Raw genomic sequence first — 23,582 nt, 5'->3', positions numbered from 1 at the left:
TTGACGCGAATAATATAAGGCTTTGAAAATCTTGTAAACCCCAAAATGAACCGTTTGGATGTTTACTGCACGATTTTGTGTTGTTTGTGGAGAAAAGAAACGAAAAAGCTCTCCGAGTGGAGAGCTTTTGTTCAATTAATTGCTTTTTGAATAGAAGCGCTGAAGTTCTGTCAGCCCTTGCATTAGCACTGGGAGCTTCGGTGTAGACTCTCTCAAACGCTTATAATTGTCATCATAGAGCTTATAGTTACCGAATTTGTCTATAACGGTTGTTTGTGAGCTAGTGATAAGTGCGATTTCACGCGTGTCACCAGCTAGAATCCAGCGGCGACGGCTCTCATCAAATAAGTTACGGCCACTGCTGTAATCGTAAGGGTTTGAAGATACACCCAACATGTCTTGTAAAAGCGTCACAGACAAATCTAAGTGGCTTGTACTGTGCGTAAATTCGGCTGGTAGCATACCCGGCCAGTGAATCACCATTGGTACTTGCAGCTGGTAACGGCTGTAGTTGCTGTTTGCTCCCCAACTGTTGGTATTGGTTTCGTTAAACTCACTGCCGTGATTCGAGGTAATAACCACGATGGTGTTAGCCAGTAACTCATTTGCTTCCAAATCAGCAATAATTTCTGCAACGGTTTTATCTGCGGATTTCACTGATTGCTCGTAAGCTTTCTTAAATCGTTCGCTGGCTGGAATTTCTTCGTTAGCAGCCATCGGCTCAGATTCAAAGTTGTCGACAGTGGTAACTTCGATGTAGCTAAACCAAGGCTTTTTCGCTTGTTCTGTTAGCCATGTATTCCAAGCTGCAATCGACTGCTTGTCGGTGTGGGCTTGTGTGCCATCTAGTTCATTAGCCAGATTCAAGCCTCGGAAGATAACTTCTGAATACAGGTCATCTTCAAAACCATTACCGCTGAATAGACCAAAGCTGTAATCCTGATCTTTTAGTACGTCTAGTAATACTGGCGCACTGCCTTGCGCTTTGATGCTGCTCGCGTAACTACTTGGTAAGCCATAGAACAAGCCAAATGCACCGTATGTGTCATTGCTTGAGCTGTAATGGTTAGTAAAGTTTTGATTGTCTTGCGCAAACTTGTACAAGTTCGGCATTTCGTTCTGGTTAAGCGCGTCCGCACGAAGGTTATTCACGCTGATCATCAGCACGTTTAACTTGTTACCACGACGATTGAATTCAAGTTTCTCTAGTGGGTAGCTGACTAAATCGATGTTGCCTTGGTTCTCTGCTAAGCGTTTTAGGTACTCTTCACGGTCAAGAAGGCCATGTTTTTCCATAAAGCTCTTCGCCGTCATCGGGTATGACAATGGGAAGTTAGAGCGTTGGCTAGTAATCGGATTGTAGAAGTAAGCATCAGCCCAAATGTAAACCAAATGGCTGGTCATAAAGCTTAAGAAGAATACGGCAGCTAAAGGACGGCCAACGTGTTTATGGGAAAGTTTGCGTTGTTTGCGCCAAACCCACTCAGAAAGAGCAAGTTGCACCAAGAAAATAAGCGGCATCACCACAAAAAGGTGTTGGAGATCGGAACTGATCGCGCTTTTATCTTCGCTAAACAATAGCTCCCAAACCACAGGGTTCAGGTGCAAATTAATGGATTGATACGCTTGAGTATCAATCAATAAAACGGTTTGACCAACCGTTGCGAATATCACTGCCACCAAGCGGAAAAGTTTCCTTGATGGCAGGACAAACGTCAGCGGGAATAGAACTAATAAGTACAGGGCGAAAACAAGGAAGCCAAAATGACCAACCCAAGATGCAGCCAGATAAAATTGCCCCATAAGGGTTTCTGGCCAAGGAGATTGAACGATATAGCGTGTACCTATCAACATCGATGCAACGATGTTGAAGAATGCAAACCAGTGACCCCAACCTACTAGTCGAGATACGCGTTCGCCGTATGAGTTTCCGCTGTCTACCATGTACTTGTTCTATTATCCGTTATTAATGTGTTTTTGGCGCTTCAAGAGAAGACATCAGTGCCTGAGCAAATTTTTCAGCAATAACTTTGCGTTGTGAAGCAGCAACTTGTTGATTTAAGACATTGGTTGCGATATTTCCCGCAATCATTAGCGTCAACTCAGGAGAGGCAGCGTGTTTATCAAGTACAGCACCCACTTCAGCAAGAATTTTCTCTACTTGTTCGTCAGTATATTTAGATGTAATCGGCATAAAGACTCTAATAATGATAGTAAAAGCGGCTTATGATAACCTACAATGCCCAACAACTTAAACCTTGTAGCAAGATAAAATCACTATGAGCCTTCATCTTTCAAACGTTATTCTGCATCAATTGTGCAAAAACGATCAGGACGAACTGGTTGTTAAACTTCGCCCGGCGTCGTTAGAAAACGATACCTCTACTGAAAACCTTGTCGCGGAACTGCATCGCGTATTCCACTCGAAAGCAGGCAAAGGTTTCGGCTCTTTCCAATCAGACAGCGAATTTCAATTTTGGCTTCAAGAAATGCGCAAAGGGGAGAGAGATTTCTATGATTTCTCACAAATTAGTGCAAATCGCTTGAAAGAAGAGCTGATTAAGTACCCATTTGCTGATGAGGGTATCTTAGTCTTTGCTGAGTACCAAAGCTTAGCAACTGACTATTTGTTTATTGGTATCTTGCCAATGAACCAAAGTCTAAAAGTGACTGAAGGCTTGGATATTGATGCGACGGATTACCTAGATATCACTAAGATGGACATTGCTGCGCGCATTGATCTTTCAAGTTACGACACAGACCGTGAGTCAAACCGTTACCTTTCTTACATCAAAGGCCGCGTTGGCCGCAAAGTAGCAGACTTCTTCCTCGATTTCCTACAAGCGGATGTTGGTCTAGATACTAAGCAGCAAAACCAAGTGCTAATGCAAGCGGTAGAAGACTTTTGTGCGGATTCTAAGCTTGAGAAGCAAGAAGCGAACGAGTACAAAAAGCAGGTTTACAACTACTGTAACGAGCAAATCAAATCAGGCGACGAAGTACAAATTTCTGAACTGTCTGGTGAGTTGCCACCAAGCCAAGATGGCACAAGCTTTATGGACTTTACCAAAGAGCAAGGCTACGAGTTGGAAGAATCTTTCCCTGGTGACCGTTCTACCGTACGCAAGCTAACTAAGTACGTTGGCGCTGGTGGCGGTTTGAATATCAGCTTTGATAGCTTGTTACTTGGCGAGCGTATTTTTTACGATCCAGAGACAGACACGCTAACGATCAAAGGCACGCCACCAAACCTAAAAGATCAGTTAAGCCGTAACTAATTGATAATAAGAGAGCATTATGCTCTCTTTTTTTATGTGAAGTGCGCACAGTCAGCGCGTGTTTCATGGTATATGCTTGTTATTAATAAGAAATAGTCGAGGGAAAAGCATTGCTGCAATTCAAAGAGGGAATTAGAAGAGCTGTCTGGCTTTTGTTTGCTGTGTGGTGTGCATTTGCCGTAGGTATTTGGCTGCAAGCGCAACAAACTATCCGCACGATCTCGACCATTGATGAACTCAGCAGCAAAGTGGACGAGGTGCGCAATATCTTCCACTTCGAATTGCCTTATCGTGCACAACACGTTGATCAAGTCTCTCTGAAGCTTCAGCTTGTTTACGCTGTTCGCTTACAACTTGAAAGCGAACATTCTACCGGATGGGGTTCCCCGGATTTAACTCAGCTGCTTTATTCCACAGACCGTTTTCTTGAAGGTGCTAGAACCTTTATTGGGAGCGACAGTGAGCTAGTTGCTCTCGCAGATCAGTTACACAACAGTCGCGAGTCTGCCAGCAATTCAGAGCAACTTCGCACCATGTATTACCGTTTGGGCGCTTTGGTACTGGAAGCCATGTTCAGCGACGCAGCAACAAGTGCTGACACATACCAAGAGCTAGATTCTCTGTTTACCGAATCACAAAACCTTGAATCCAAAGAACAAGCCTCATTTCAGCGTCGATTAGCCCAGACTTCAAGCGTATTGGCCGCTCACGCGCAGGGCAGCCACCTCTCTAATCAATTGCTTAATCCTGAGTTCCCGAACCAACTCGCTTCTGTGATTAGTACCCTTGAGCAAAAACTCACGTTTTATATCACTTTTCTTGCGTTAGTAAGTGGTTCCTTACTTGCGCTTATCTCTTGGTCTTTATTCTCTAAAACAGTGCTTGTGACGGAAGAATCGTCAACGCCAAATAAGAATGAAGAGACGCCAACCGTTCCATCTACTCCTGTTCTGGAAAAAGCGCATTTGACAGAAACGAAACATGAGGTAGTTGTGTCTGAATCTGTGGTTCAGACAGACCCCACTCGTCCTAAAGAGGAGCATGATACAACGCCTCCGACTCAAAACATGGCGACCGAGAGCGAAGGTTCAGACATCAAAGAGCCTTATATTGATATAGAGAAAATGCTCGACTCATTGTCTGGTGATGAAGAGTCAGTGCGCATGTTATTGGAAGTGTTCATCCAAGATCACGCTGAAGACAGCGAAAAGCTCAAAGGTCTTATTGCTGAAGGGAAGGATAAGGAGCATGCTCAACGTGTTGCGCACAGTTTGAAAGGGGTATCGGGCAGTATAGGTGCAATGCCTCTACACTATATCTCTGGGGATATCGAATCTTTAATCAAACAAGGCGAGCAAGTCTCAGACGATAAATTGGGTCAGTTAGAAGATACGTTACAGAAAACGACACTTTTTGCCGAAAGAGTTCTCAATAGTGAAAACATTCGAGAAGTGCTAACGGATTGATATTCCTCTGACTTAAAATAGAAAAGATTAAGGTATTTAAGGGACGCTCGCGAACCTGATGCCTTGGTTCGTTCCTGTTCTACACATTTTGACCATAGGTAATTTCATGTCCATCCGTCGACTGTCCTCATTGATGGTGGCTTGTTTGGTTTTAAGTCTTTCAGGGTGTTCTCTGTTAGAGGTGAAAATCGACAGCCAAACTGTACCGCTCACCAAACAAGAGCTGAACATGCGTATTATGACGCGTGAATATGCTCAGCAATTCTTTGCTCAAGTCGAGCAAGCCGCTGATGTGCTCCAAGAAAACTATGAGCCGAGCGATAAAGTAAACCAATCCTATATTCTGCTCTGGAAAATCAATGCGGAAGAAGGGCTTCAAGCTGCTGCTTACCAAGTTTCACCAATGGCTGCGCTGATTGATACGTGGGTGTTCACTCACCAGATGAACCAGTTCTACAGTGAAGGGGCGGGCAAAGACCTATTTGCGACTGGCGAAGCAAAAAAAGTGTCTGAACATTTGGCAAAAGAAGTCGATAAGCTAGCGAAATCGCTATTGAAGAAAGACGTGTACGAAAAGACCCAAGTATTTGTGGCAGACTTTGTCGAGAAGTATCCTTTTGCTGACTTAAGCATGATCAGAACGCCTGCTTACCGAGCATGGTTGCAAGCAAACCAAATCAGCGAGGAAGAAGCCGTTACCACGCTTGGTACAATGCCTGAAGCAATCGGTGATGTATCCGACCGTTTAAGTTTGGTCTCAGAACAAACACCTAAGATCATGACTTGGAAAGCCCAGTTGCTGGCACTTAATAGCTCAGCAAGTATTGAACAAGTCAACGCAGCGCTAAACAGCTTGAAGGTGACTTCTGAGTCGTTGAAGGACTTTATCGACAACAACCCTGAATACATGCGTAACTTGGCAGAGCAGATGGCCGTTCAATTACAGCCTCTAGTGGAAGACATTGACCAAAAAACGGAAGAGCGTTTGTCTCAGTTGAGTGATGAGCGTCAGGCTTTGGAATTGATGGTGGCGAGAGAGCGCCAAGAGATTGCTCAAATCATCACAAACGAACGCGAGAAGTTTGCTCAGGACCTAGACCATGTTTCACAAGAAGTGGTGAATCTGGCGATGGACAAATTGATTGAGCTTGTGAAGAGCACCATCATCTACTTTATTCTGTTTATCCTAGTGATCTTCTTTGCTCCTCTCGTACTTGGTTATGCCTTGGGTAAGCGCTCTGCGGTAAGAGCCAGCACTAAATCGGCGTAATCAATTAGAAGTCGCAACGCGAAATAGCAGACACAAAAAAGGACCGAATCATCGGTCCTTTTTTATTAATGGAAGGTTTCTAGCTATAGAAAGCTGAAGCCTTAAGCTGTTTGTTGCTTTAGTACAGCTTCTGTTTGTTCTTCTGTTGCTGGAGCCGTTGGTTCGCATTTATCAACAAACCAACCCATGTAAGAAGTAAAGATGGTCACGATGATACACACGAAGCTCAGCCACATGAACGGTGCGTACGACAATGTTGCCACACCCAAGATACTTGCCATGTAGATACCATTATCACTCCACGGCACCATACCGGATGTCAGCGTGCCACCAAACTCTGCGTTACGAGATAAGTTCTTACGTTTGTAGTCAAGGCGGTCGTAGTTCTTAGCACAGATCTTAGGAGTAAGAATCAGTGATACGTACATCGCAGAACCGAATACGTTACCCATGAAGGCAGTACCAATTGTGCTGGTTGCCAGTGAACCTGCGCTTTGAACACGTCGTTCGAACAGTTTTGCAATCGTTTCTAGTACGCCAACCTTATCTAGTAGGCCGCCAAAACCTAGGCCAAACACGATCACCGCAACAGAGCCCAGCATAGAAGACATGCCACCACGGTTTAGAATCGAGTCAATGAAATCCACGCCTGAAGAAATCGCAAATGGTGCCCAAGCGGTATTAAATGCCGTTAGGAAGTCTACATCCTGAATCATCACTGCCCAGATAATACCTAGTAGTGAACCGAAGCTGATCACAGGGAAAGAAGGCATGCGCATCGCCAATAGAGCCAATACGATGATCACTGGGACAAAGGAATAAGGCGTGATGAAAAATTGTTGTTCCATTGCCTGAATAACAGAATCCACTTGGCTCATATCCACTTTACCTGCGAAGTGGAAGCCAAATGCGGTAAACATAATGCCAGTGATGATGTAGCTGATCAGCGCGATAGGCAGCATGCCCTTGATGTGCTCAACCACTTCTACATTCGACATAGAAGAAGCAAGGATCACGGAATCTGAAAGTGGAGACATCTTGTCACCAAAGTAACAACCCGATAGAACCGCACCCGCAGTGATTGGTGCTGGAACACCAAGACCTTGACCGATACCCATCATCGCAATACCTGCTGTACCTGCCGCACCCCAAGATGTACCTGTTGCCAATGCAGTCAGAGAACAAATGATCATGGTCGCCAGTAAGAAGATAGAAGGGTGAATGGCTTTCAGACCGTAGTAGATGATGGTTGGTACGATACCACCTGAGATCCAAGTACCCACTAAGGCACCTACAGCAAGAAGAATAAGCACTGCGCCCAAACCATTAGAAATACCGTTTAGTGCTGCTTTTTCTAGGTCTTTGTATTGATGGCCGAGTCTTAAGCCCAATAGCATGATAATGAACCAGCCAATGTACAGCGCGAGCTGAATTGGAAGGTCTAGTTTGGCAGTAAATGAAAATGCCAAAAGAAGAAACAAACCTAGTGAGATAAATACCTGTATCAGACTAGGAAGACGTGTTGTAACTTGCTTCATATGTGCCTCTGTCGTTCATGGAGCAATAGAGGAAGGCCGCTCCCTGTTTTAATCGCGCCTAACATACATTAACAAAAATTATATTTCGAACATTTGGTGCTTTATCTTGACTTTCGTCCGCATAAACGTTTGCTTGTGAAATTAATAACTAAAAAACTTTAAGTTTAATAGTTTGAAATGTTTTGTGATGTAAAAAATATGTGCTGCAATTGTTGTTTTCCCACTGAGTGGTAAGACCTTATCGCGTGACGTTCACAGTTTTCTGGTCGGAATTAGATGGTTAATCAATAAGAAAAGAGAAGAAAATAACTGGGATTATAAAAATTCGCGGCAAACGTTAAAAAAGTTGTGTTTATTTGCAAATTAGGGCTTGAGATTTTGTGGCGAAAATTGAACTATGGAGAAAGTTTCAAAAATATACATGGAGAGTTAATGCGATGAGAGTAGGTTTAGTTGGTTGGCGCGGCATGGTCGGTTCAGTTCTGATGCAGCGCATGGTCGAAGAGAAAGACTTCGATCTGATCGAGCCAGTTTTCTACAGCACGTCTCAAATAGGTATCCCAGCTCCAAACCTAGGTAAAGAAGCTGGTCTACTTCAAGATGCGTTCGATATTGACAGTTTAAAACAACTTGATGCTGTGATTACGTGTCAAGGTGGCGGTTACACAGAGAAAGTTTACCCAGCACTTCGTCAAGCTGGTTGGAAAGGTTACTGGATCGATGCGGCTTCGACACTTCGTATGGCAGAAGACTCCATCATTACTTTAGATCCTGTAAACCTAGCGCAAATTCAACAAGGCATTCACGGCGGCACTAACACCTTTGTTGGTGGTAACTGTACCGTTAGCTTGATGCTTATGGGTCTCGGTGGCCTGTTCGAGAAAGGTTTGGTTGAGTGGACAAGTGCAATGACGTACCAAGCAGCGTCTGGCGCAGGTGCACAAAACATGCGTGAGCTGATTTCTCAGATGGGTGTGATCAACGATTCTGTAAGCTCTGAATTGGCTAACCCAGCAAGCTCTATTCTAGACATTGATAAGAAAGTTGCCGACACAATGCGCAGCTCTTCATTCCCAACAGATAAGTTTGGTGTGCCACTAGCTGGCTCTTTGATTCCTTGGATCGACGTTAAACGCGACAATGGTCAGAGTAAGGAAGAGTGGAAAGCGGGTGTAGAAGCGAACAAGATCCTTGGTTTCCAAGATGCGCCAGTGCCAATCGATGGTACATGTGTGCGTATCGGTGCGATGCGTTGTCACTCTCAAGCATTGACTATCAAGCTGAAGCAAAATGTACCAATGGATGAGATTGAAGAAATCATCGCAACGCATAACGATTGGGTTAAAGTGATTCCAAACGACCGTGACATCACGGCTCAAGAACTCACTCCAGCGAAAGTAACAGGTACACTTTCTATTCCAGTAGGCCGTCTACGTAAGATGGCAATGGGCGATGACTTCCTAAACGCATTCACAGTTGGTGATCAACTTCTATGGGGCGCCGCAGAGCCACTACGTCGTACTCTACGCATCATTCTTGCTGAAAAGGCTTAATTTGTCTCAACTCTGAGATGTCTATTTTGAAAGCGCCCAACTGGGCGCTTTTTTGATATTTCAATGACAGTAAGCTGACTTTTGTTGCATAACGTTGCCGCGAATTTAATCAATTGGAGTGCGGTAATGAAACAGAATACAAAAGGTTTTACTCTCATAGAGTTAGTGGTTGTCATCGTAATTCTCGGCATTCTAGCCGTTGTTGCCGCACCTAAGTTTTTAAATCTTCAACATGATGCTAGAGAAGCTGTCATCAAGGGACTAGGTGGCTCCGTTCATAATGCTGCAGAGATGGCTTTTGGCAAAACCGCTGTAGAAGGAATGGAACATGAAGAGTCTTACAGTGTTGAAGGTTACGGTTCCGTCCAATATGGTTATCCGGCTGTTCAAAAAGGAGGGATGGAAAACTTCCTAGATATCGAGTCTGGATATCACGATCTAACAAAAGAGTGGGTATGGGGGGCGCATAACCATGGATCAGTAAGTAATCCTGATACTTGGATCGTGACTCGATCTGAATATATTGACGCTGATCCTGATGGCGAAAGCGCGTACAACAAAGCGATTGAAGATACGCAATGCTACGTGAAGTACACCGCGGCAATGGAGCCGGGTGATGAATACAAGGTGGAAGTGTTCACTGACGGTTGTTAAGTCGAGAATAGACCTTACCCAGAGGAAATGTTTGTTTCTTTAGAGCCAAAAGTTATGTAGAAGCCGATGTGAAGTCATCGGCTTTTTTGATCGTGGAGTTAGAATACAAGGGCGTTCAGAATGCAGCGCTCCAATAACCGGAAGCGCTACGTTGGAAGGCAAGTGAAAGAAACTACATTCTAAAACGCGTTGCAGAATCTATCCCCAGAAAGACAAAATATCGCCGATTCCCGATTCCCGATTCCCGATTCCCGATTCCCGATTCCCGATTCCCGATTCCCGATTCCTGATTCCTGATTCCCGATTTTAATCCTCTTCGTCTGCACTCACGACGCGATTATCAGGATCCGCTAACTCACTACCACAATGCTTACAATGCATCGCATCAGAATCATGGCCGGAGCGGTTACAGTTCGGGCATTTCACCAGTTCTTTATGTGCATTCATCTCATTACTCAATTCTGCGGTAATAATGCCAGTGGGAACCGCCAGTATCGAATAACCAAGCAACATGGTTAATGACGCGATGGCTTTCCCGAGATGCGTTTGCGGCACCATGTCACCGTAGCCTACGGTAGTGATCGTCACAATCGCCCAGTAGATGCTTTTCGGAATACTTGTAAAGCCATTGTGTGGGCCTTCAATAACGAAGATCAGCGCACCGAAAATGGTGACCAGAATACCTACAGTACTAAAGAAGATAAGAATCTTACGCCTCGCCATTAGCAGAGAGCGCAACAAGATGTTGGAATCTTGGAGGTAGCGTACAAGTTTTAGGATTCGGAAGATGCGCATGACACGCAGCAATCGCACGACACCCATAAACGATGCGCCAGGGAAGAAGATAGCCAGATACGTTGGCAAAATAGCCAACAAATCGACCACACCATAAAAGCTGGTGGCGTAAGACTTAGGCTTAGGAGAACAGTAAAGTCTTAATAAATACTCAACTGTGAATAGGGCAGTAAAAGTGTATTCAATATAACGCAGTTCTCGTGACCATTCTGTCATCACAGATGGTAAGGACTCTAAGATGAGAACCACAAGAGAAGTGATGATCGCAATAATCAGCGCGATATCGAAAATGCGCCCAGCACGAGTGTGCGTGCCGAAGATGATGACGTATAAATGATGCTTAAGAGACTTGCGAGGCATGATGTTGCACTGTCAGCGTTAAAATGAAACGGATTGCAACATCATACCAGAAGTTGGGAAAGTTAGGCTAAACCAGGGAATAGGTTTCTTAGGCCGTTAGCAATGAACTCAATACCCAATGCGCCAAGGATCAGGCCCATAATACGCGTGATCACGTTGATACCTGTCTGGCCAAGGAAGCGTACGATCAGAGGAGCAGAACGGAATAGCAACCAAGAGCAGAAACAGAACAGCATGATGGTGACACTAATACCAACGGTATCAAGTGCGCTTGGGTAACGTGCACCATAAACGATGGTTGAACTGATGGCACCAGGGCCTGCCATTAATGGCATCGCCAGTGGTACTACGCCGATTTGTTCGCGGCTGACGTATTCTGATTTCTCTTGCTTGTTCTGCTTATCTTCACCCAACTTACCGCTCATCATCGAGAACGCGATACTAAGAAGTAGCAAACCGCCAGCAACACGGAAAGAATCCAGAGAAATGCTGAACATATCTAGCAACAACTGACCAGCAAAAAGAGAAATGATCAAAATGACCGCAACCGCAACATTGGCTGTCGTGGCGGTTTTGCTTTTCTCTTCTGGTGTCATATGACCGGTCAGTGATACGAACACAGGCATGATACCAACAGGGTTCACTGCTGCGACCAAACCTAAGAAAAACTGTAGGAAAATAGCTAACTCTAAAGTCTGCATGTTGCTTACTCGTAAACGTTCACAATAGTGAAAAAGAGAGGGGGTAATTTTAGGCGGTAATGTAAGGCAAAAGTGCGGTCGGAAGAAATGAAAAAAACTAACGTATTTGGCCTAGTATTTGTGAGAAAAACTAATTATTGAAGAAAATGTATGCAATCTGGAAACGAATTGTTACGTAGAAGATTGGTGGTAACCTGAACTGTTTTACACAAACGTTAACATTCGCACATTTTTCACAAAAAGAAAGGTGGTTTGTAGAGAGATATGACGCATTCGATATACTCTCAGTAGCACAAAAATTAGGGTCCACATGTAATTTTGTTGGCTAAAAATGAAACTTTTTTACAGATTATTGTTGTTTCTTTTAGTTTTTAGTTCGTTTGCTTCTTTTTTGCTCAATTAAAAATGAAGTTTAATTTATTTGTTTATCAATGGTTTAAGTCGTTTTGTTGTGGTAAACCACTACTTTGGGGGTATTTCAGTTGTGAGAACTGATCCAAGTCAATTTTTTTCACACTCTGAAATATTATACTCAGCCCTGAAAGCAATTTACTAAGATGGTTGTTAGTTAAGTCGCTGATAAACAGTAGAAACGAAAGACAATAGCCTTACTAAAAAGTTTTTAATATTTATTATTTTAGGAGATCCACCATGCCTGTAACTAACTTAGCTGAACTAGATGCTCTAGTAGCACGCGTTAAAGCAGCACAAGAAGAGTTCGCAACATTTTCTCAAGAGAAAGTAGATGCAATCTTCCGCGCAGCTTCTCTTGCAGCTAACCATGCTCGTATTCCACTAGCACAACAAGCAGTTGCTGAATCTGGAATGGGTATTGTTGAAGATAAGGTAATCAAAAACCACTTCGCTTCAGAATTCATCTACAACAAATACAAAGACGAAAAAACATGTGGCATCTTGGAAGAAGATGACAACCTAGGCACGATGACTATCGCAGAGCCTGTAGGTATCATCTGTGGTATCGTTCCAACGACTAACCCAACTTCTACTGCAATCTTCAAATCTCTAATTTCTCTAAAAACTCGTAACGGCATCATCTTCTCGCCACACCCACGTGCGAAGAACTCTACTAACGATGCAGCTAAACTAGTTCTAGACGCAGCAGTAGCAGCGGGTGCTCCAAAAGACATTATCGGTTGGATCGACCAACCATCTGTAGAGCTTTCTAACGCTCTTATGAAGCACGACGGTATCGCTCTTATCCTTGCAACTGGTGGTCCAGGCATGGTTAAAGCAGCTTACTCTTCTGGTAAGCCAGCAATCGGTGTAGGTGCAGGTAACGTTCCTGTAGTTATCGATGAAACAGCTGACATCAAACGTGCTGTTGCTTCTATCCTTATGTCTAAGACTTTCGATAACGGCGTAGTATGTGCTTCTGAGCAAGCTGCAATCGTAGTTGGCGAAGTATACGACGAAGTGAAAGAGCGTTTCGCTTCTCACAAAGCTCACGTTCTATCTAAAGCTGACGCTGATAAAGTACGTAAAGTACTTCTTATCGACGGCGCACTAAACGCGAAAATCGTAGGTCAACCTGCTCCAGCAATCGCTGAAATGGCTGGTGTTAAAGTTCCTGCTGACACTAAAGTTCTTGTAGGTGAAGGTCTAGGTAAAGTTTCTTACGATGATGAGTTCGCTCACGAGAAACTATCTCCAACTCTAGGTCTATTCCGTGCTGACGACTTCGAAGACGCAGTTGCTCAAGCGGTAACAATGGTTGAAATCGGTGGTATCGGTCACACATCTGGTCTTTACACTAACCAAGACGTTAACGCAGACCGCATCCGTTACTTCGGTGACAAGATGAAGACTGCACGTATCCTTGTAAACATCCCGACTACTCACGGTGGTATCGGTGACCTTTACAACTTCAACGTAGCACCTTCTCTAACTCTAGGTTGTGGTTCTTGGGGTGGTAACTCTATCTCTGAGAACGTAGGTCCTAAGCACCTTATCAACAAGAAAACTGTAGCTAAGCGAGCTGAAAACATGTTGTGGCACAAACTACCTAAGTCTATCTACTTCCGTCGTGGTAGCCTTCCAATCGCAATGAGCGACCTAGAAGGTAAGAAACGCGCATTCCTAGTAACTGACCGTTTCCTATTCAACAACGGTTACGCTGACGAAGTAGTTAAACTTCTTAAAGAGCAAGGCATCGAAGTTCAAACATTCTTCGACGTAGAAGCGGATCCAACACTATCTGTTGTTGAGAAAGGTGCAGAAGCAATGAAGAGCTTCCAACCTGACGTAATCCTAGCTCTAGGTGGTGGTTCACCAATGGATGCTGCGAAGATCATGTGGGTAATGTACGAGCACCCAGAAACTCACTTCGCTGAACTAGCAATGCGCTTTATGGACATCCGTAAACGTATCTACAAGTTCCCTAAAATGGGTAAGAAAGCTGAGCTTGTATGTATCACTACAACTTCAGGTACTGGTTCAGAAGTTACGCCATTCGCGGTTGTTACAGACGACAAGACTGGTGCTAAGTACCCACTAGCTGACTACGAAATTACGCCAAACATGGCTATCGTTGACGCTAACCTAGTAATGAACATGCCTAAGTCTCTAACAGCATTCGGTGGTTACGATGCAGTAACTCACGCTCTAGAAGCTTACGTATCTGTTCTTGCGAACGAGTACTCAGACGGTCAAGCTCTACAAGCACTTAAGATGCTTAAAGAGTACCTACCTTCAAGCTACGCGAACGGTGCAAACGACCCAATCGCTCGTGAGAAAGTACACAACGCGGCAACTATCGCTGGTATCGCGTTTGCTAACGCATTCCTAGGTGTTTGTCACTCTATGGCGCACAAGATTGGTGCTGAGTTCCACCTACCTCACGGTCTAGCGAACGCACTACTAATCTCGAACGTTGTACGTTACAACGCGAACGACAACCCAACTAAACAAACTGCGTTCTCTCAATACGACCGTCCACAAGCACGTCGTCGTTACGCTGAAGTTGCTGACCACCTAGGCCTAAGCCAAGAAGGTGACCGTACTGCTCAGAAGATTGAACGTCTACTAGCATGGTTGGACGAGCTGAAAGGCGACCTAGACATCCCAATGTCTATCCAAGCTGCAGGTGTTTCTGAAGCTGACTTCGTAGCGAAACTAGACGAGCTAGCTGTTGAAGCGTTCGATGACCAGTGTACAGGTGCTAACCCACGTTACCCTCTAATCACAGAGCTGAAAGAAGTACTAATGGCTTCTTACTACGGTAAAGCATTCGTTGAAGGTGAAACTTTCGAAGGTACTACTGTAATCAAGAAGAAAGCAGACCAAGTAGCTAAGCCAGCAGCGAAAGCAAAGAAAGAAAAAACTAACGCATAAGTAAAACGTTAGTTGTGAGATAGGTTTTCGCTAGCACGAAACCTACAATCGGGAAAAAGCAAAGCCCCAGTCGAGAGACTGGGGCTTTTTTTTATTTCTTAATTTGTCCGCTTTATGGACGAAAGGTGGTCTTAGGTCGAGGGAGGATTAGACTTCGGTAGTGACCACGCGGCCGCTGAAGTACTCATTAGCAACAATGTAAGCTGTGTTTCTAACTAACTCGTCTTGGATCTGTGCCCAGTGCCTTTCGTCTAGATCTTCACTGGTGTGATTAACTGAAGGAATCACACCACCAACGCGAATATTGAATGGTGTCAGTTCTTTTGCCCAACTATGAGTAAAGCCGGATACCAAAGCCGCCATGCTTTCTACGCCCGTCAGATCCTCATGATTATCATGTGAGATAACGTTGACGATAACGCCCTTCTTTTCTCTGGAGCGGAAGCGCTCTGCACTCACTTGTCCGTAGGTATAGAGGAACCGTGCCGCCGAGGAGAGGTGGTCGATGTAGGTGCTCATTGGCTCTGGCGCCATTAAGCTCGGCATTGGTGAGCTCGTCCAGCAATTTACGATAACGTCTGGCGTTGCCCCTAGCTGTGATTCGATTTGGTCAAACAACAGATTGATGGATGTGGTGTTGTCACTGCACACATTCATCGCATAGACCTTGTCGGAGAAGGCACTGATTTGTTCGTAGCTTGCCTTTAAGGCACTAGGGTTCTGATCACAGAGCACCAACGTCGCACCAAGGTGGGCGAAGTGGTTAGAGCAAGTCCTGCCTAAGACAGAGCCTGCAGACGTGACGAGAATGATTGATTCTTTGATATCCATAGCACCTTCACTGTAATTTCTTGTGTTAAAGAATACATCAGTGGTTTGTGCTAATAGCATGGACGAATTTATTTGAGCTCAGTGTGAAAAGCTTCAAACTAACGCTTTCGAGCAACAACAATTGTTTTGGAATTTGTAAGGCGTCACATTTCTGACGTGTCGAGAATGTAAGCCGTTGGAGAAAAAGCTGATCTCTAAGCTTGCGTTTGAATTTGGTACTGACGTTGAGCCGTCACGAGTTGATTGTACAACCCAGCTTCAGGAATCAATTGCTTGTTGCGCTCACCCAAGCTACGGCGTTCATGACCAGATAGGTTGTGGTAAACCTCTTCTGGTAGATTGAAAGTATCTTCAGGAAGGTAAGTCAGCGCATCTGGTTTTAAGTAGTGGCTCAGTTTTGCGGAGGGCAGTCCTGCATCATGGAACTGTTTTGCTTGCTCAGCTGCAAGTTCGTAGCTGCTGCTATCAGAACGAAGTGCTTGAGGTTGAGATAACCCGAACTGTTGGCGAAGAATGTCATCACTCGTGAGTACTTCTTGGACTTCTTCAACCGGAACAACATCACGAACATCATTCGAGAACATAGACAGAATCAGTGAGAAATCAGCGCGACGACCTTCGTGTACGGCATGGTTAATACCATTACCGAACTGAAGTTCGTTGATGATTGCTGCTTTGTCTAAAGTATGGATTTGCATGATGTTCCTCGCTTGATGCACTTTTAACGGCAACAACGGAAAGAACTTTAGGAAAAAGAGGGGATTAATTGAATAAACTGGTTTTAGGAGCAATAAAAAAGCCCGCAATAGTGCGAGCTTTTAAATATGACTAAATTGAACTTAGGGGGAAGTAAATTACTTCGCTAGGTTCTCTGCTACGAAGTCCCAGTTTACAAGAGCCCAGAAGCCGTTCATGTAATCAGGACGTACGTTGCGGTAATCGATGTAGTAAGCGTGTTCCCATAGGTCAACAGTTAGAAGTGGAGTAGTACCTTCTTCTGTTAGAGGAGTCGCTGCGTTAGACGTGTTAACGATCTCTAGAGAACCGTCAGCTTTCTTAACTAGCCAAGTCCATGAAGAACCGAAGTTGTTGATTGCTGAATCAGTGAATTTTGCTTTGAATTCTTCGAAAGAACCGAACGCTGCGTTGATCGCGTCAGCAACTGCACCTGTTGGTTCGCCGCCTGCGTTTGGCGCTAGACAGTGCCAGTAGAACGTGTGGTTCCAGATCTGTGCTGCGTTGTTGAATACGCCACCAGTTGAAGTCTTGATGATCTCTTCTAGTGTTTTGCCTTCAAACTCAGTACCAGGGATAAGACCGTTTAGCTTAACAACGTAAGTGTTGTGGTGCTTACCGTGGTGGAAATCTAGAGTCTCTGCAGAGATATGTGGTTCTAGTGCGTCTTTCGCGTAAGGTAGAGCTGGTAGTTCAAATGCCATTGCTCAATTCTCCATAGATATGAAAGGGTTACCTTTCGATTGCTTCCAGTGTTTTTATTTATATGTAGTCTTTACGACTGACTTGAAAAGTATTTTAGCAAGTTTTTACTTTATTAAAACCCCGATATGAAAATATTTTAAGATAAAACCAATAAAGACTTACTAATTATATGGTTTTTATTCTGTGTTTATTGAGTAAAATGTGGCAATAATTAAAGTTCACATCCATGAATGAGGAAGCGATGGAAACTATCGATAAAATCAAACAGCAGATCTCTGAAAACACAATCTTGCTGTACATGAAAGGATCACCGAAACTGCCTAGCTGTGGTTTCTCTTCTCAAGCAGCACAAGCGCTAATGGCATGTGGCGAGAAGTTCGCTTACGTAGACATTCTACAAAACCCAGACATTCGTGCTGAACTACCTAAATACGCTCAATGGCCTACATTCCCACAACTATGGGTTGAAGGCGAACTGATCGGTGGTTGTGACATCATTTTGGAAATGTTCCAGAAAGGTGAGCTTCAGCCTCTGATCAAAGAAGCGGCAGCACGCGTTGAAGGTGACGCTGAGTAATTCGTAAATACTCACATTTGGCGATAGAATACAAAGGAGCCGCATTGGCTCCTTTTTCTTTTTTAGGTTAGTGGAATGAACTTGAAGCTTTACTACGTACATGATCCTATGTGCAGCTGGTGTTGGGGCTACAAACCAACCATCGAAAAATTGAAGCAGCAACTGCCGGGTGTGATTCAGTTTGAGTATGTTGTGGGTGGGCTCGCGCCAGATACTAATCTGCCTATGCCACCGGAAATGCAGCAGAAAATTGAGCAAATTTGGAAGCAAATCGAAGGTCAGCTTGGTACCAAGTTTAACTACGATTTCTGGACGTTGTGCACACCAGTACGTAGCACTTACCAATCTTGCCGTGCCGTTATCGCTGCAGGCTTCCAAGATTCTTATGAACAGATGCTAGAGGCGATTCAACACGCTTACTATTTACGTGCGATGCCGCCTCATGAAGAAGCAACCCATCTGCAACTTGCTAGAGAGATTGGTTTAAACGTTCAGCAGTTCAAGAACGATATGGATGGCACTTTGCTGGAAGGTGTTTTCCAAGACCAGTTAAGCCTTGCTAAGAGTCTTGGTGTCAATTCTTACCCGAGTTTGGTACTGCAAATTAACGACGCTTACTTCCCGATTGAAGTGGATTATGTGTCTACAGAAAACACGTTGAAGTTTATTCGCGAGCGCATCATCGACAACATGCCAGTGCAATAATCCGAAACCGGTTTTCAAAGCCAAAACAACAAAAAGCCGCTCAATGAGCGGCTTTTTCGTAACGAATTGTATCTATTCAATGACGCGATTACAGCACCATTGCAGCAATCCAACCGAAGATGATCAGAGGGATGTTGTAGTGGATAAATGTCGGTACTACGGTTTCCCAAATGTGCTCGTGCTGACCATCGGCGTTTAGACCCGATGTTGGACCTAACGTTGAGTCAGAAGCAGGAGAGCCCGCGTCACCTAGAGCTGCTGCTGTACCTACTAGTGCGATTGTCGCCATCGGTGAGAAACCAAATGCTAGCGAAAGCGGCACATAGATAGTTGCAAGGATTGGAATCGTAGAGAACGATGAGCCGATGCCCATTGTTACCAACAGACCAACGATAAGCATTAGTAGTGCTGCAAGAGGCTTGTTGTCACCGATGCTGGTTGATAGCGATTGTACAAGCGTCTCAACACCGCCAGTTTGCTTCATTACTGCAGCGAAACCTGCCGCCGCAATCATGATGAAGCCAATCATTGCCATCATGTGTACACCTTTAGTGAACACGTCGTGCGTCTCTTTCCATGCGATAACACCACCGAAAGTGAACACCATGAAGCCAGCTAGTGCACCGATGATCATTGAGCCCGTATATAGCTGTACGCTTAGCGCAGCAAGAATACCTAAGCCTGCAACCACGATATGCTTTTTGTTTAGCTTCTCTTCAGATTCTTGAACAACGGTCAGTTCAGTCTCTTTGTATTCACGAGGTTTACGGTAGCTAAAGAAGATCGCAGTTAGAAGACCAAACAACATACCTGCGCCCGGCAACAGCATTGCTGTCGGTACTTGGCTTGCCACAACGTCTGTTAGACCATTGTCATGCAAGTTCTTCAATAGGATGTTGTTTAGGAAGATGCCACCAAAACCGATTGGTAGAACCATGTATGGCGTGATCAAACCAAAGGTAAGCACACAAGCAACCAAACGACGGTCCAGCTTCAGCTTAGCGAATACGCCCAAAAGAGGTGGAATCAAAATTGGAATGAAGGCGATATGTACCGGAATCACGTTTTGAGATGACATGGTAACAAGTACAAGAGCAACCAATACTGCGTATTTTAGACCTGTAGTCGACGCAGAGCTCTCTTTACCATTTAGGCGTTTGATAACGCTTTTTGCCAGAAGGTCAGTGATGCCAGAACGAGAAATCGCAACAGCGAAAGTACCTAGCATTGCGTAGCTAAGCGCGATAGTCGCACCACCACCCAGACCACTTTCGAATGCAGCAACCGTATCCCCAAGGCTCATGCCTGCAACAAGGCCACCAACGATGGCACTAAACGTGAGGGCAACCACCACGTTTACGCGCATCAATGCTAACACGAGCATGACGCACACAGATATAACGACAGGATTCATACTTTTCCTAATATGTTGTGTTTATTTATTATTCTTCGTCGACAAGCGGCCAACCGCCTAGGGCCTTCCATTTGTTGACGATGCCACAGAATAACTCTGCAGTTTGTTGTGTATCGTAAAGGGCAGAGTGTGCCTCACGATTGTCGAATTCCATCCCTGCAGCTTTACATGCTTTAGCGAGAACAGTTTGACCATAAGCAAGCCCACTTAATGTTGCGGTATCAAAAGTGGCAAATGGATGGAAAGGGACTCTTTTTAGTTTGCAGCGCTCGTTAGCTGCATTAACAAAACTTAAGTCGAAAGCAGCGTTGTGTGCCACCATGATGGCCCGTGAACAATCGGCCGCTTTTTGCTCTTTACGGATCAGCTTGTAGATTTCTTTGAGTGCTTCTTGTTCTGAAACTGCTCCACGTAAAGGGCTGAATGGGTCACGAATACCATTGAATTCAAGGGCTTCTTTTTCTAAGTTCGCGCCTTCGAAAGGTTCGATATGAAAATGAATGGTCGAGGCAGGATGCAAATCGCCATTTTCATCCATGCTAAGGGTAACGGCGCAGATTTCTAAAAGTGCATCAGTTTGAGCATTGAAACCTGCGGTCTCAACATCAACTACCACTGGAAAATAACCACGAAAACGTTTTTTCAGGGTCAGAGCTTCATTTTCTATTGTCATGTTGGCTTATATTTGTGTGACGAAGGCTGCATTATTGCAGATTCTACCGATGAGAAAAACCGCAATTTCGGAGAAATGTAGAATTCTATTCCTCCGTTAACCAGTAAGGGTTATAACCAAAAACAAGGTAGTCGGTCACCTGTTATTCTCGCGATGTTATTTACCATTTTATGCACTTGCCAAAGTGGGGGTTAACTCCTTATAACCCCTTAAAAATTCCATGTTGGCGGGATTTTTGCATTGTTCTGCATGTTTTCAATTGATTCATGTAAGCGGCAATAGACTGCCGTTTGAGAGAAGTACTTAGATGAATAAATGGCTAGTAACCAGTGGTATCGTGATGTCTTTGCTTAGCGCGAACAGTTTTGCGTCGATGGGGAAGCGTTATGTTGCTACACCGCAGCAATCACAATGGGAAATGGTGATGAACACGCCATTAGAATGCCAACTTGTGCATCCTATCCCTGGATTTGGTGACGCGGTATTTTCGTCTCGTGCGAGTAAAAAGATAAACTTGGATTTTGAGCTAAAGATGCGTCGTCCTATGGGTGAAACGCGTAATGTTAGTTTGATTTCTATGCCACCACCTTGGCGTCCGGGTGAGAATGCCGATCGTATTACCAACCTGAAGTTCTTTAAGCAGTTTGATGGTTATGTTGGCGGGCAAACTGCTTGGGGCATTCTGTCTGAGCTAGAAAAAGGGCGCTACCCAACGTTTAGCTACCAAGATTGGCAGAGCCGTGATCAACGCATTGAAGTCGCGTTGTCCTCGGTATTGTTCCAAAGCAAATACAATGCTTTTAGTAACTGTATTGCTAACTTGTTGAAGTACAGTTTTGAAGATATCGCCTTCACGATTCTTCACTATGAACGCCAAGGCGATCAGTTAACTAAAGCCTCGAAGAAACGTTTGTCGCAAATTGCTGATTATGTTCGTCATAATCAAGATATCGATTTGGTGCTGGTGGCGACTTACACCGATTCAACGGATGGTAAGAGCGCAAGTCAAAGCTTATCGGAGCGACGTGCTGAATCATTACGTACTTACTTTGAGTCGCTAGGGCTATCTGGAGATCGCATTCAAGTGCAAGGTTACGGCAAGCGTCGTCCAATTGCAGACAATGGCTCACCAATTGGTAAAGATAAAAACCGTCGTGTAGTAATTTCACTGGGACGTACTCAGGTCTAACTGAAGTTAACCAATAAAAACGCCAGAGTTTGACTCTGGCGTTTTTGTATCCGTTTGACGTTGTTTATTTTGTTCGTTGCCGCTTAGCTTTGTGTCATGTGTTTTAGTTTAGGCGGAACTTAGCGATGATTTCACAATTGGTCGCGGTATCGATTTTCTCGACTTGTTTTGCGATTGCTGAGTTGGGGTGGCGCTTCATGAAATCAATCAGTGCTTTTGTGCAACAGCCAATGGAATCAATAAAGCTTGCACAATCTTTGTTTGGGCATTGAGGAATCTGAGTGAGTACTTTTTCTGAAGCCAGTTGAAGGTATTTGAGTTCATATTCGGTATCACCAGCCCAACGCCAGAATTGGGCGAGGTTATGGCATGAAATCACCGAAATCAATAATCTCTCGTCGGCTTCTATTTCCACGCATTCGCTAATATCTTCACTCAGGCTAAGGGCTTGCTGGTAATGAAGAATGCTGCGAACAGGGTCATCTAGTTGAAGTGCAGTATCGGCTAGAAGTGTGTGTTTTTCCCATTCACTGATCATTATCGTGTCCCACATATCGATGTTGTGGACAAATCTAAACGATAATTATTATCACGTAAAGTAATTTGTTGATAAAAGAAAGGCAGGTCTCAGACCTGCCTGCAAAAACATCGCGTGTTTCAATATAGCGTGTTTCAATAAAAGAGCTAGTTAGCCTTCTAGACCTGCTGACGCTTGTTTGTTTTGAATCAACTCAATCATGTAGCCATCAGGGTCTTTCACGAAAGCGATGTGTGTTGTACCGCCTTTTACTGGACCGGCTTCACGAGTGACATTGCCACCTGCTGCTTTGATTTCATCGCAAGTTGAGTAGATATCGTCTACGCCAATTGCGATATGGCCAAATGCAGAGCCTAAGTCGTACTCGGTTGTACCCCAGTTGTAAGTCAGCTCGATGACGGCACCTTGAGACTCATCACCGTAGCCTAGGAATGCCAGCGTGTACTCGTACTCTTTGTTTTCATTGGTACGAAGTAGCTGCATGCCCATTACTTCAGTGTAGAACTTGATAGATTTGTCTAGATCACCCACGCGTAGCATGGTGTGAAGAATTCGACCGTTTGACATTATTTGCTCCTAGCGATTGTTTCAGACGGGTTTATTCGTCTGGGTACACTTTTTCTTTATATTCACATAGATCTTCAATGATGCAGCTACCACAGCGCGGCTTTCTTGCCACACATGTGTAACGACCATGAAGGATCAGCCAGTGGTGTACATCAAGCTTAAACTCTTTTGGCACCACTTTTAGCAGTTTTTCTTCTACGTCGTCGACGGTTTTACCCATCGCAAACTTTGTACGGTTAGAAACACGATAGATGTGCGTGTCCACTGCAATAGTTGGCCAACCGAAGGCGGTATTCAGTACTACGTTAGCGGTTTTACGACCTACACCCGGCAGAGCTTCTAGTGCTGCACGATCTTCTGGTACTTCGCCGTTGTGCTTCTCTAGTAAGATCTTACAAGTCTTGATGGTGTTTTCGGCTTTTGAATTAAACAGACCGATGGTTTTGATGTATTCCTTTAAACCATCGACACCCAAATCAAGAATGCCTTGTGGCGTGTTCGCAACAGGGTAGAGCTTGTCTGTTGCTTTGTTTACGCTTACGTCCGTCGCCTGCGCAGAAAGCAGTACGGCGATAAGGAGTTCAAACGGTGTGCTCCAATTGAGCTCCGTCTGAGGGTTGGGATTGTTTTCTCGGAGTCGTTCGAGAATTTCAATTCTTTTGACTTTGTTCATTGCTGACTT

General features: G+C 44.5%; 22 protein-coding genes. 9 read left to right on the top strand and 13 right to left on the bottom strand.

The window, feature by feature from the left end; translation table 11 throughout:
* Nucleotides 1-135 precede the first annotated feature (135 nt).
* Both VCHENC03_RS05585 and VCHENC03_RS05590 read right to left on the bottom strand, forming a co-directional pair.
* Nucleotides 136-1,944: a DUF3413 domain-containing protein gene (locus VCHENC03_RS05585; RefSeq protein WP_005439714.1), complete on the bottom strand. Its 1,809-nt coding sequence runs from the start codon at nucleotides 1,942-1,944 to the stop codon at nucleotides 136-138.
* A 22-nt stretch (nucleotides 1,945-1,966) separates the two neighbouring features.
* Nucleotides 1,967-2,194 (bottom strand): YejL family protein, encoded by a 228-nt coding sequence (locus VCHENC03_RS05590; protein WP_009707299.1) that lies wholly within the window; start codon nucleotides 2,192-2,194, stop codon nucleotides 1,967-1,969.
* Nucleotides 2,195-2,279: 85 nt separating this feature from the next.
* On the opposite strand from VCHENC03_RS05590, the gene yejK reads away from it, so the two are divergent.
* The 3 genes from yejK to VCHENC03_RS05605 all read left to right on the top strand — a co-directional run bounded on the left by yejK (nucleotide 2,280) and on the right by VCHENC03_RS05605 (nucleotide 6,014).
* Nucleotides 2,280-3,278 (top strand): nucleoid-associated protein YejK, encoded by a 999-nt coding sequence (yejK, locus tag VCHENC03_RS05595; RefSeq protein ID WP_005432897.1) that lies wholly within the window; start codon nucleotides 2,280-2,282, stop codon nucleotides 3,276-3,278.
* A 110-nt stretch (nucleotides 3,279-3,388) separates the two neighbouring features.
* Nucleotides 3,389-4,744 carry an Hpt domain-containing protein gene (locus tag VCHENC03_RS05600; protein ID WP_032802979.1) on the top strand — a complete coding sequence of 452 codons (1,356 nt, stop codon included), beginning with the start codon at nucleotides 3,389-3,391 and terminating at the stop codon, nucleotides 4,742-4,744.
* 106 nt (nucleotides 4,745-4,850) lie between these two features.
* Nucleotides 4,851-6,014 (top strand): hypothetical protein, encoded by a 1,164-nt coding sequence (locus tag VCHENC03_RS05605; RefSeq protein ID WP_009707297.1) that lies wholly within the window; start codon nucleotides 4,851-4,853, stop codon nucleotides 6,012-6,014.
* 101 nt (nucleotides 6,015-6,115) lie between these two features.
* On the opposite strand, the gene nhaC is transcribed toward VCHENC03_RS05605, so the two are convergent.
* Nucleotides 6,116-7,552 (bottom strand): Na+/H+ antiporter NhaC, encoded by a 1,437-nt coding sequence (gene nhaC / locus VCHENC03_RS05610; protein WP_009707296.1) that lies wholly within the window; start codon nucleotides 7,550-7,552, stop codon nucleotides 6,116-6,118.
* Between the two features lie 437 nt (nucleotides 7,553-7,989).
* Between nhaC and asd the strand changes: the two genes are divergently transcribed.
* Complete coding sequence (asd, locus tag VCHENC03_RS05615; protein ID WP_009707295.1) at nucleotides 7,990-9,105, top strand: aspartate-semialdehyde dehydrogenase; 1,116 nt, start codon at nucleotides 7,990-7,992, stop codon at nucleotides 9,103-9,105.
* Nucleotides 9,106-9,231: 126 nt separating this feature from the next.
* A complete protein-coding gene (locus tag VCHENC03_RS05620; RefSeq protein ID WP_009707294.1) occupies nucleotides 9,232-9,759 on the top strand; it encodes a type II secretion system protein in 528 nt (175 codons plus the stop codon).
* Nucleotides 9,760-10,065: 306 nt separating this feature from the next.
* Here VCHENC03_RS05620 and VCHENC03_RS05625 read toward each other — a convergent pair whose 3' ends face one another.
* Nucleotides 10,066-10,914 carry an ion transporter gene (locus VCHENC03_RS05625; protein WP_005439706.1) on the bottom strand — a complete coding sequence of 283 codons (849 nt, stop codon included), beginning with the start codon at nucleotides 10,912-10,914 and terminating at the stop codon, nucleotides 10,066-10,068.
* Nucleotides 10,915-10,976: 62 nt separating this feature from the next.
* Complete coding sequence (locus tag VCHENC03_RS05630; protein WP_005439704.1) at nucleotides 10,977-11,615, bottom strand: YchE family NAAT transporter; 639 nt, start codon at nucleotides 11,613-11,615, stop codon at nucleotides 10,977-10,979.
* A 651-nt stretch (nucleotides 11,616-12,266) separates the two neighbouring features.
* On the opposite strand from VCHENC03_RS05630, the gene adhE reads away from it, so the two are divergent.
* Nucleotides 12,267-14,966 carry a bifunctional acetaldehyde-CoA/alcohol dehydrogenase gene (gene adhE, locus VCHENC03_RS05635; protein ID WP_005439701.1) on the top strand — a complete coding sequence of 900 codons (2,700 nt, stop codon included), beginning with the start codon at nucleotides 12,267-12,269 and terminating at the stop codon, nucleotides 14,964-14,966.
* A gap of 147 nt (nucleotides 14,967-15,113) precedes the next feature.
* On the opposite strand, the gene VCHENC03_RS05640 is transcribed toward adhE, so the two are convergent.
* The 3 genes from VCHENC03_RS05640 to sodB form a co-directional block, all read right to left on the bottom strand.
* A complete protein-coding gene (locus VCHENC03_RS05640) occupies nucleotides 15,114-15,857 on the bottom strand; it encodes an SDR family oxidoreductase (protein WP_020196362.1) in 744 nt (247 codons plus the stop codon).
* Between the two features lie 134 nt (nucleotides 15,858-15,991).
* On the bottom strand, nucleotides 15,992-16,495 hold the full coding sequence (locus tag VCHENC03_RS05645) for a VC2046/SO_2500 family protein (protein WP_005439698.1): 504 nt from the start codon (nucleotides 16,493-16,495) through the stop codon (nucleotides 15,992-15,994).
* Nucleotides 16,496-16,651: 156 nt separating this feature from the next.
* Nucleotides 16,652-17,236: a superoxide dismutase [Fe] gene (gene sodB / locus VCHENC03_RS05650; protein ID WP_005439697.1), complete on the bottom strand. Its 585-nt coding sequence runs from the start codon at nucleotides 17,234-17,236 to the stop codon at nucleotides 16,652-16,654.
* A gap of 242 nt (nucleotides 17,237-17,478) precedes the next feature.
* On the opposite strand from sodB, the gene VCHENC03_RS05655 reads away from it, so the two are divergent.
* Together VCHENC03_RS05655 and VCHENC03_RS05660 are read left to right on the top strand one after the other, a co-directional pair.
* Nucleotides 17,479-17,814, top strand: coding sequence for a Grx4 family monothiol glutaredoxin (locus VCHENC03_RS05655; RefSeq protein ID WP_009707292.1), 336 nt, complete (start codon nucleotides 17,479-17,481; stop codon nucleotides 17,812-17,814).
* A gap of 75 nt (nucleotides 17,815-17,889) precedes the next feature.
* A complete protein-coding gene (locus tag VCHENC03_RS05660) occupies nucleotides 17,890-18,519 on the top strand; it encodes a DsbA family protein (RefSeq protein WP_009707291.1) in 630 nt (209 codons plus the stop codon).
* Nucleotides 18,520-18,607: 88 nt separating this feature from the next.
* On the opposite strand, the gene VCHENC03_RS05665 is transcribed toward VCHENC03_RS05660, so the two are convergent.
* On the bottom strand, nucleotides 18,608-19,933 hold the full coding sequence (locus VCHENC03_RS05665) for a Na+/H+ antiporter family protein (protein ID WP_005444668.1): 1,326 nt from the start codon (nucleotides 19,931-19,933) through the stop codon (nucleotides 18,608-18,610).
* 28 nt (nucleotides 19,934-19,961) lie between these two features.
* Nucleotides 19,962-20,606: a ribonuclease T gene (gene rnt / locus VCHENC03_RS05670; protein ID WP_005439693.1), complete on the bottom strand. Its 645-nt coding sequence runs from the start codon at nucleotides 20,604-20,606 to the stop codon at nucleotides 19,962-19,964.
* 307 nt (nucleotides 20,607-20,913) lie between these two features.
* Between rnt and motY the strand changes: the two genes are divergently transcribed.
* Entirely contained in the window at nucleotides 20,914-21,795 is an 882-nt protein-coding gene (gene motY / locus VCHENC03_RS05675) for a flagellar protein MotY (protein WP_009707290.1), read from the top strand.
* A gap of 103 nt (nucleotides 21,796-21,898) precedes the next feature.
* Here motY and VCHENC03_RS05680 read toward each other — a convergent pair whose 3' ends face one another.
* The 3 genes from VCHENC03_RS05680 to nth form a co-directional block, all read right to left on the bottom strand.
* Complete coding sequence (locus tag VCHENC03_RS05680; protein WP_009707289.1) at nucleotides 21,899-22,333, bottom strand: DUF2753 domain-containing protein; 435 nt, start codon at nucleotides 22,331-22,333, stop codon at nucleotides 21,899-21,901.
* A 150-nt stretch (nucleotides 22,334-22,483) separates the two neighbouring features.
* On the bottom strand, nucleotides 22,484-22,900 hold the full coding sequence (gene gloA, locus VCHENC03_RS05685; protein WP_009707288.1) for a lactoylglutathione lyase: 417 nt from the start codon (nucleotides 22,898-22,900) through the stop codon (nucleotides 22,484-22,486).
* Nucleotides 22,901-22,931: 31 nt separating this feature from the next.
* Nucleotides 22,932-23,573, bottom strand: a complete 642-nt coding sequence (gene nth, locus VCHENC03_RS05690; protein ID WP_005439684.1) for an endonuclease III — start codon at nucleotides 23,571-23,573, stop codon at nucleotides 22,932-22,934.
* Nucleotides 23,574-23,582 lie beyond the last annotated feature (9 nt).

Origin of the sequence: Vibrio sp. HENC-03 (genome assembly GCF_000305755.2) — a bacterium.
Taxonomy (GTDB): domain Bacteria; phylum Pseudomonadota; class Gammaproteobacteria; order Enterobacterales; family Vibrionaceae; genus Vibrio; species Vibrio owensii.
The sequence above is the reverse complement of the archived record's forward strand: the minus strand, read 5'-3'. Positions and strand labels throughout refer to the sequence as shown.

Bases quoted from the DNA above. Each gene is read 5' to 3' on its own strand.
- VCHENC03_RS05655 (WP_009707292.1), top strand. From the start codon at position 17,479: ATGGAAACTATCGATAAAATCAAACAGCAGATCTCTGAAAACACAATC.
- gloA (WP_009707288.1), bottom strand. From the start codon at position 22,900: ATGTCAAACGGTCGAATTCTTCACACCATGCTACGCGTGGGTGATCTA.
- asd (WP_009707295.1), top strand. From the start codon at position 7,990: ATGAGAGTAGGTTTAGTTGGTTGGCGCGGCATGGTCGGTTCAGTTCTG.
- VCHENC03_RS05680 (WP_009707289.1), bottom strand. From the start codon at position 22,333: ATGATCAGTGAATGGGAAAAACACACACTTCTAGCCGATACTGCACTT.
- VCHENC03_RS05640 (WP_020196362.1), bottom strand. From the start codon at position 15,857: ATGCTATTAGCACAAACCACTGATGTATTCTTTAACACAAGAAATTAC.
- VCHENC03_RS05585 (WP_005439714.1), bottom strand. From the start codon at position 1,944: ATGGTAGACAGCGGAAACTCATACGGCGAACGCGTATCTCGACTAGTA.
- VCHENC03_RS05590 (WP_009707299.1), bottom strand. From the start codon at position 2,194: ATGCCGATTACATCTAAATATACTGACGAACAAGTAGAGAAAATTCTT.
- VCHENC03_RS05625 (WP_005439706.1), bottom strand. From the start codon at position 10,914: ATGCCTCGCAAGTCTCTTAAGCATCATTTATACGTCATCATCTTCGGC.
- sodB (WP_005439697.1), bottom strand. From the start codon at position 17,236: ATGGCATTTGAACTACCAGCTCTACCTTACGCGAAAGACGCACTAGAA.
- adhE (WP_005439701.1), top strand. From the start codon at position 12,267: ATGCCTGTAACTAACTTAGCTGAACTAGATGCTCTAGTAGCACGCGTT.
- VCHENC03_RS05665 (WP_005444668.1), bottom strand. From the start codon at position 19,933: ATGAATCCTGTCGTTATATCTGTGTGCGTCATGCTCGTGTTAGCATTG.
- VCHENC03_RS05620 (WP_009707294.1), top strand. From the start codon at position 9,232: ATGAAACAGAATACAAAAGGTTTTACTCTCATAGAGTTAGTGGTTGTC.
- VCHENC03_RS05645 (WP_005439698.1), bottom strand. From the start codon at position 16,495: ATGCAAATCCATACTTTAGACAAAGCAGCAATCATCAACGAACTTCAG.
- VCHENC03_RS05630 (WP_005439704.1), bottom strand. From the start codon at position 11,615: ATGCAGACTTTAGAGTTAGCTATTTTCCTACAGTTTTTCTTAGGTTTG.
- rnt (WP_005439693.1), bottom strand. From the start codon at position 20,606: ATGACAATAGAAAATGAAGCTCTGACCCTGAAAAAACGTTTTCGTGGT.
- motY (WP_009707290.1), top strand. From the start codon at position 20,914: ATGAATAAATGGCTAGTAACCAGTGGTATCGTGATGTCTTTGCTTAGC.
- VCHENC03_RS05605 (WP_009707297.1), top strand. From the start codon at position 4,851: ATGTCCATCCGTCGACTGTCCTCATTGATGGTGGCTTGTTTGGTTTTA.
- nhaC (WP_009707296.1), bottom strand. From the start codon at position 7,552: ATGAAGCAAGTTACAACACGTCTTCCTAGTCTGATACAGGTATTTATC.
- yejK (WP_005432897.1), top strand. From the start codon at position 2,280: ATGAGCCTTCATCTTTCAAACGTTATTCTGCATCAATTGTGCAAAAAC.
- VCHENC03_RS05660 (WP_009707291.1), top strand. From the start codon at position 17,890: ATGAACTTGAAGCTTTACTACGTACATGATCCTATGTGCAGCTGGTGT.
- nth (WP_005439684.1), bottom strand. From the start codon at position 23,573: ATGAACAAAGTCAAAAGAATTGAAATTCTCGAACGACTCCGAGAAAAC.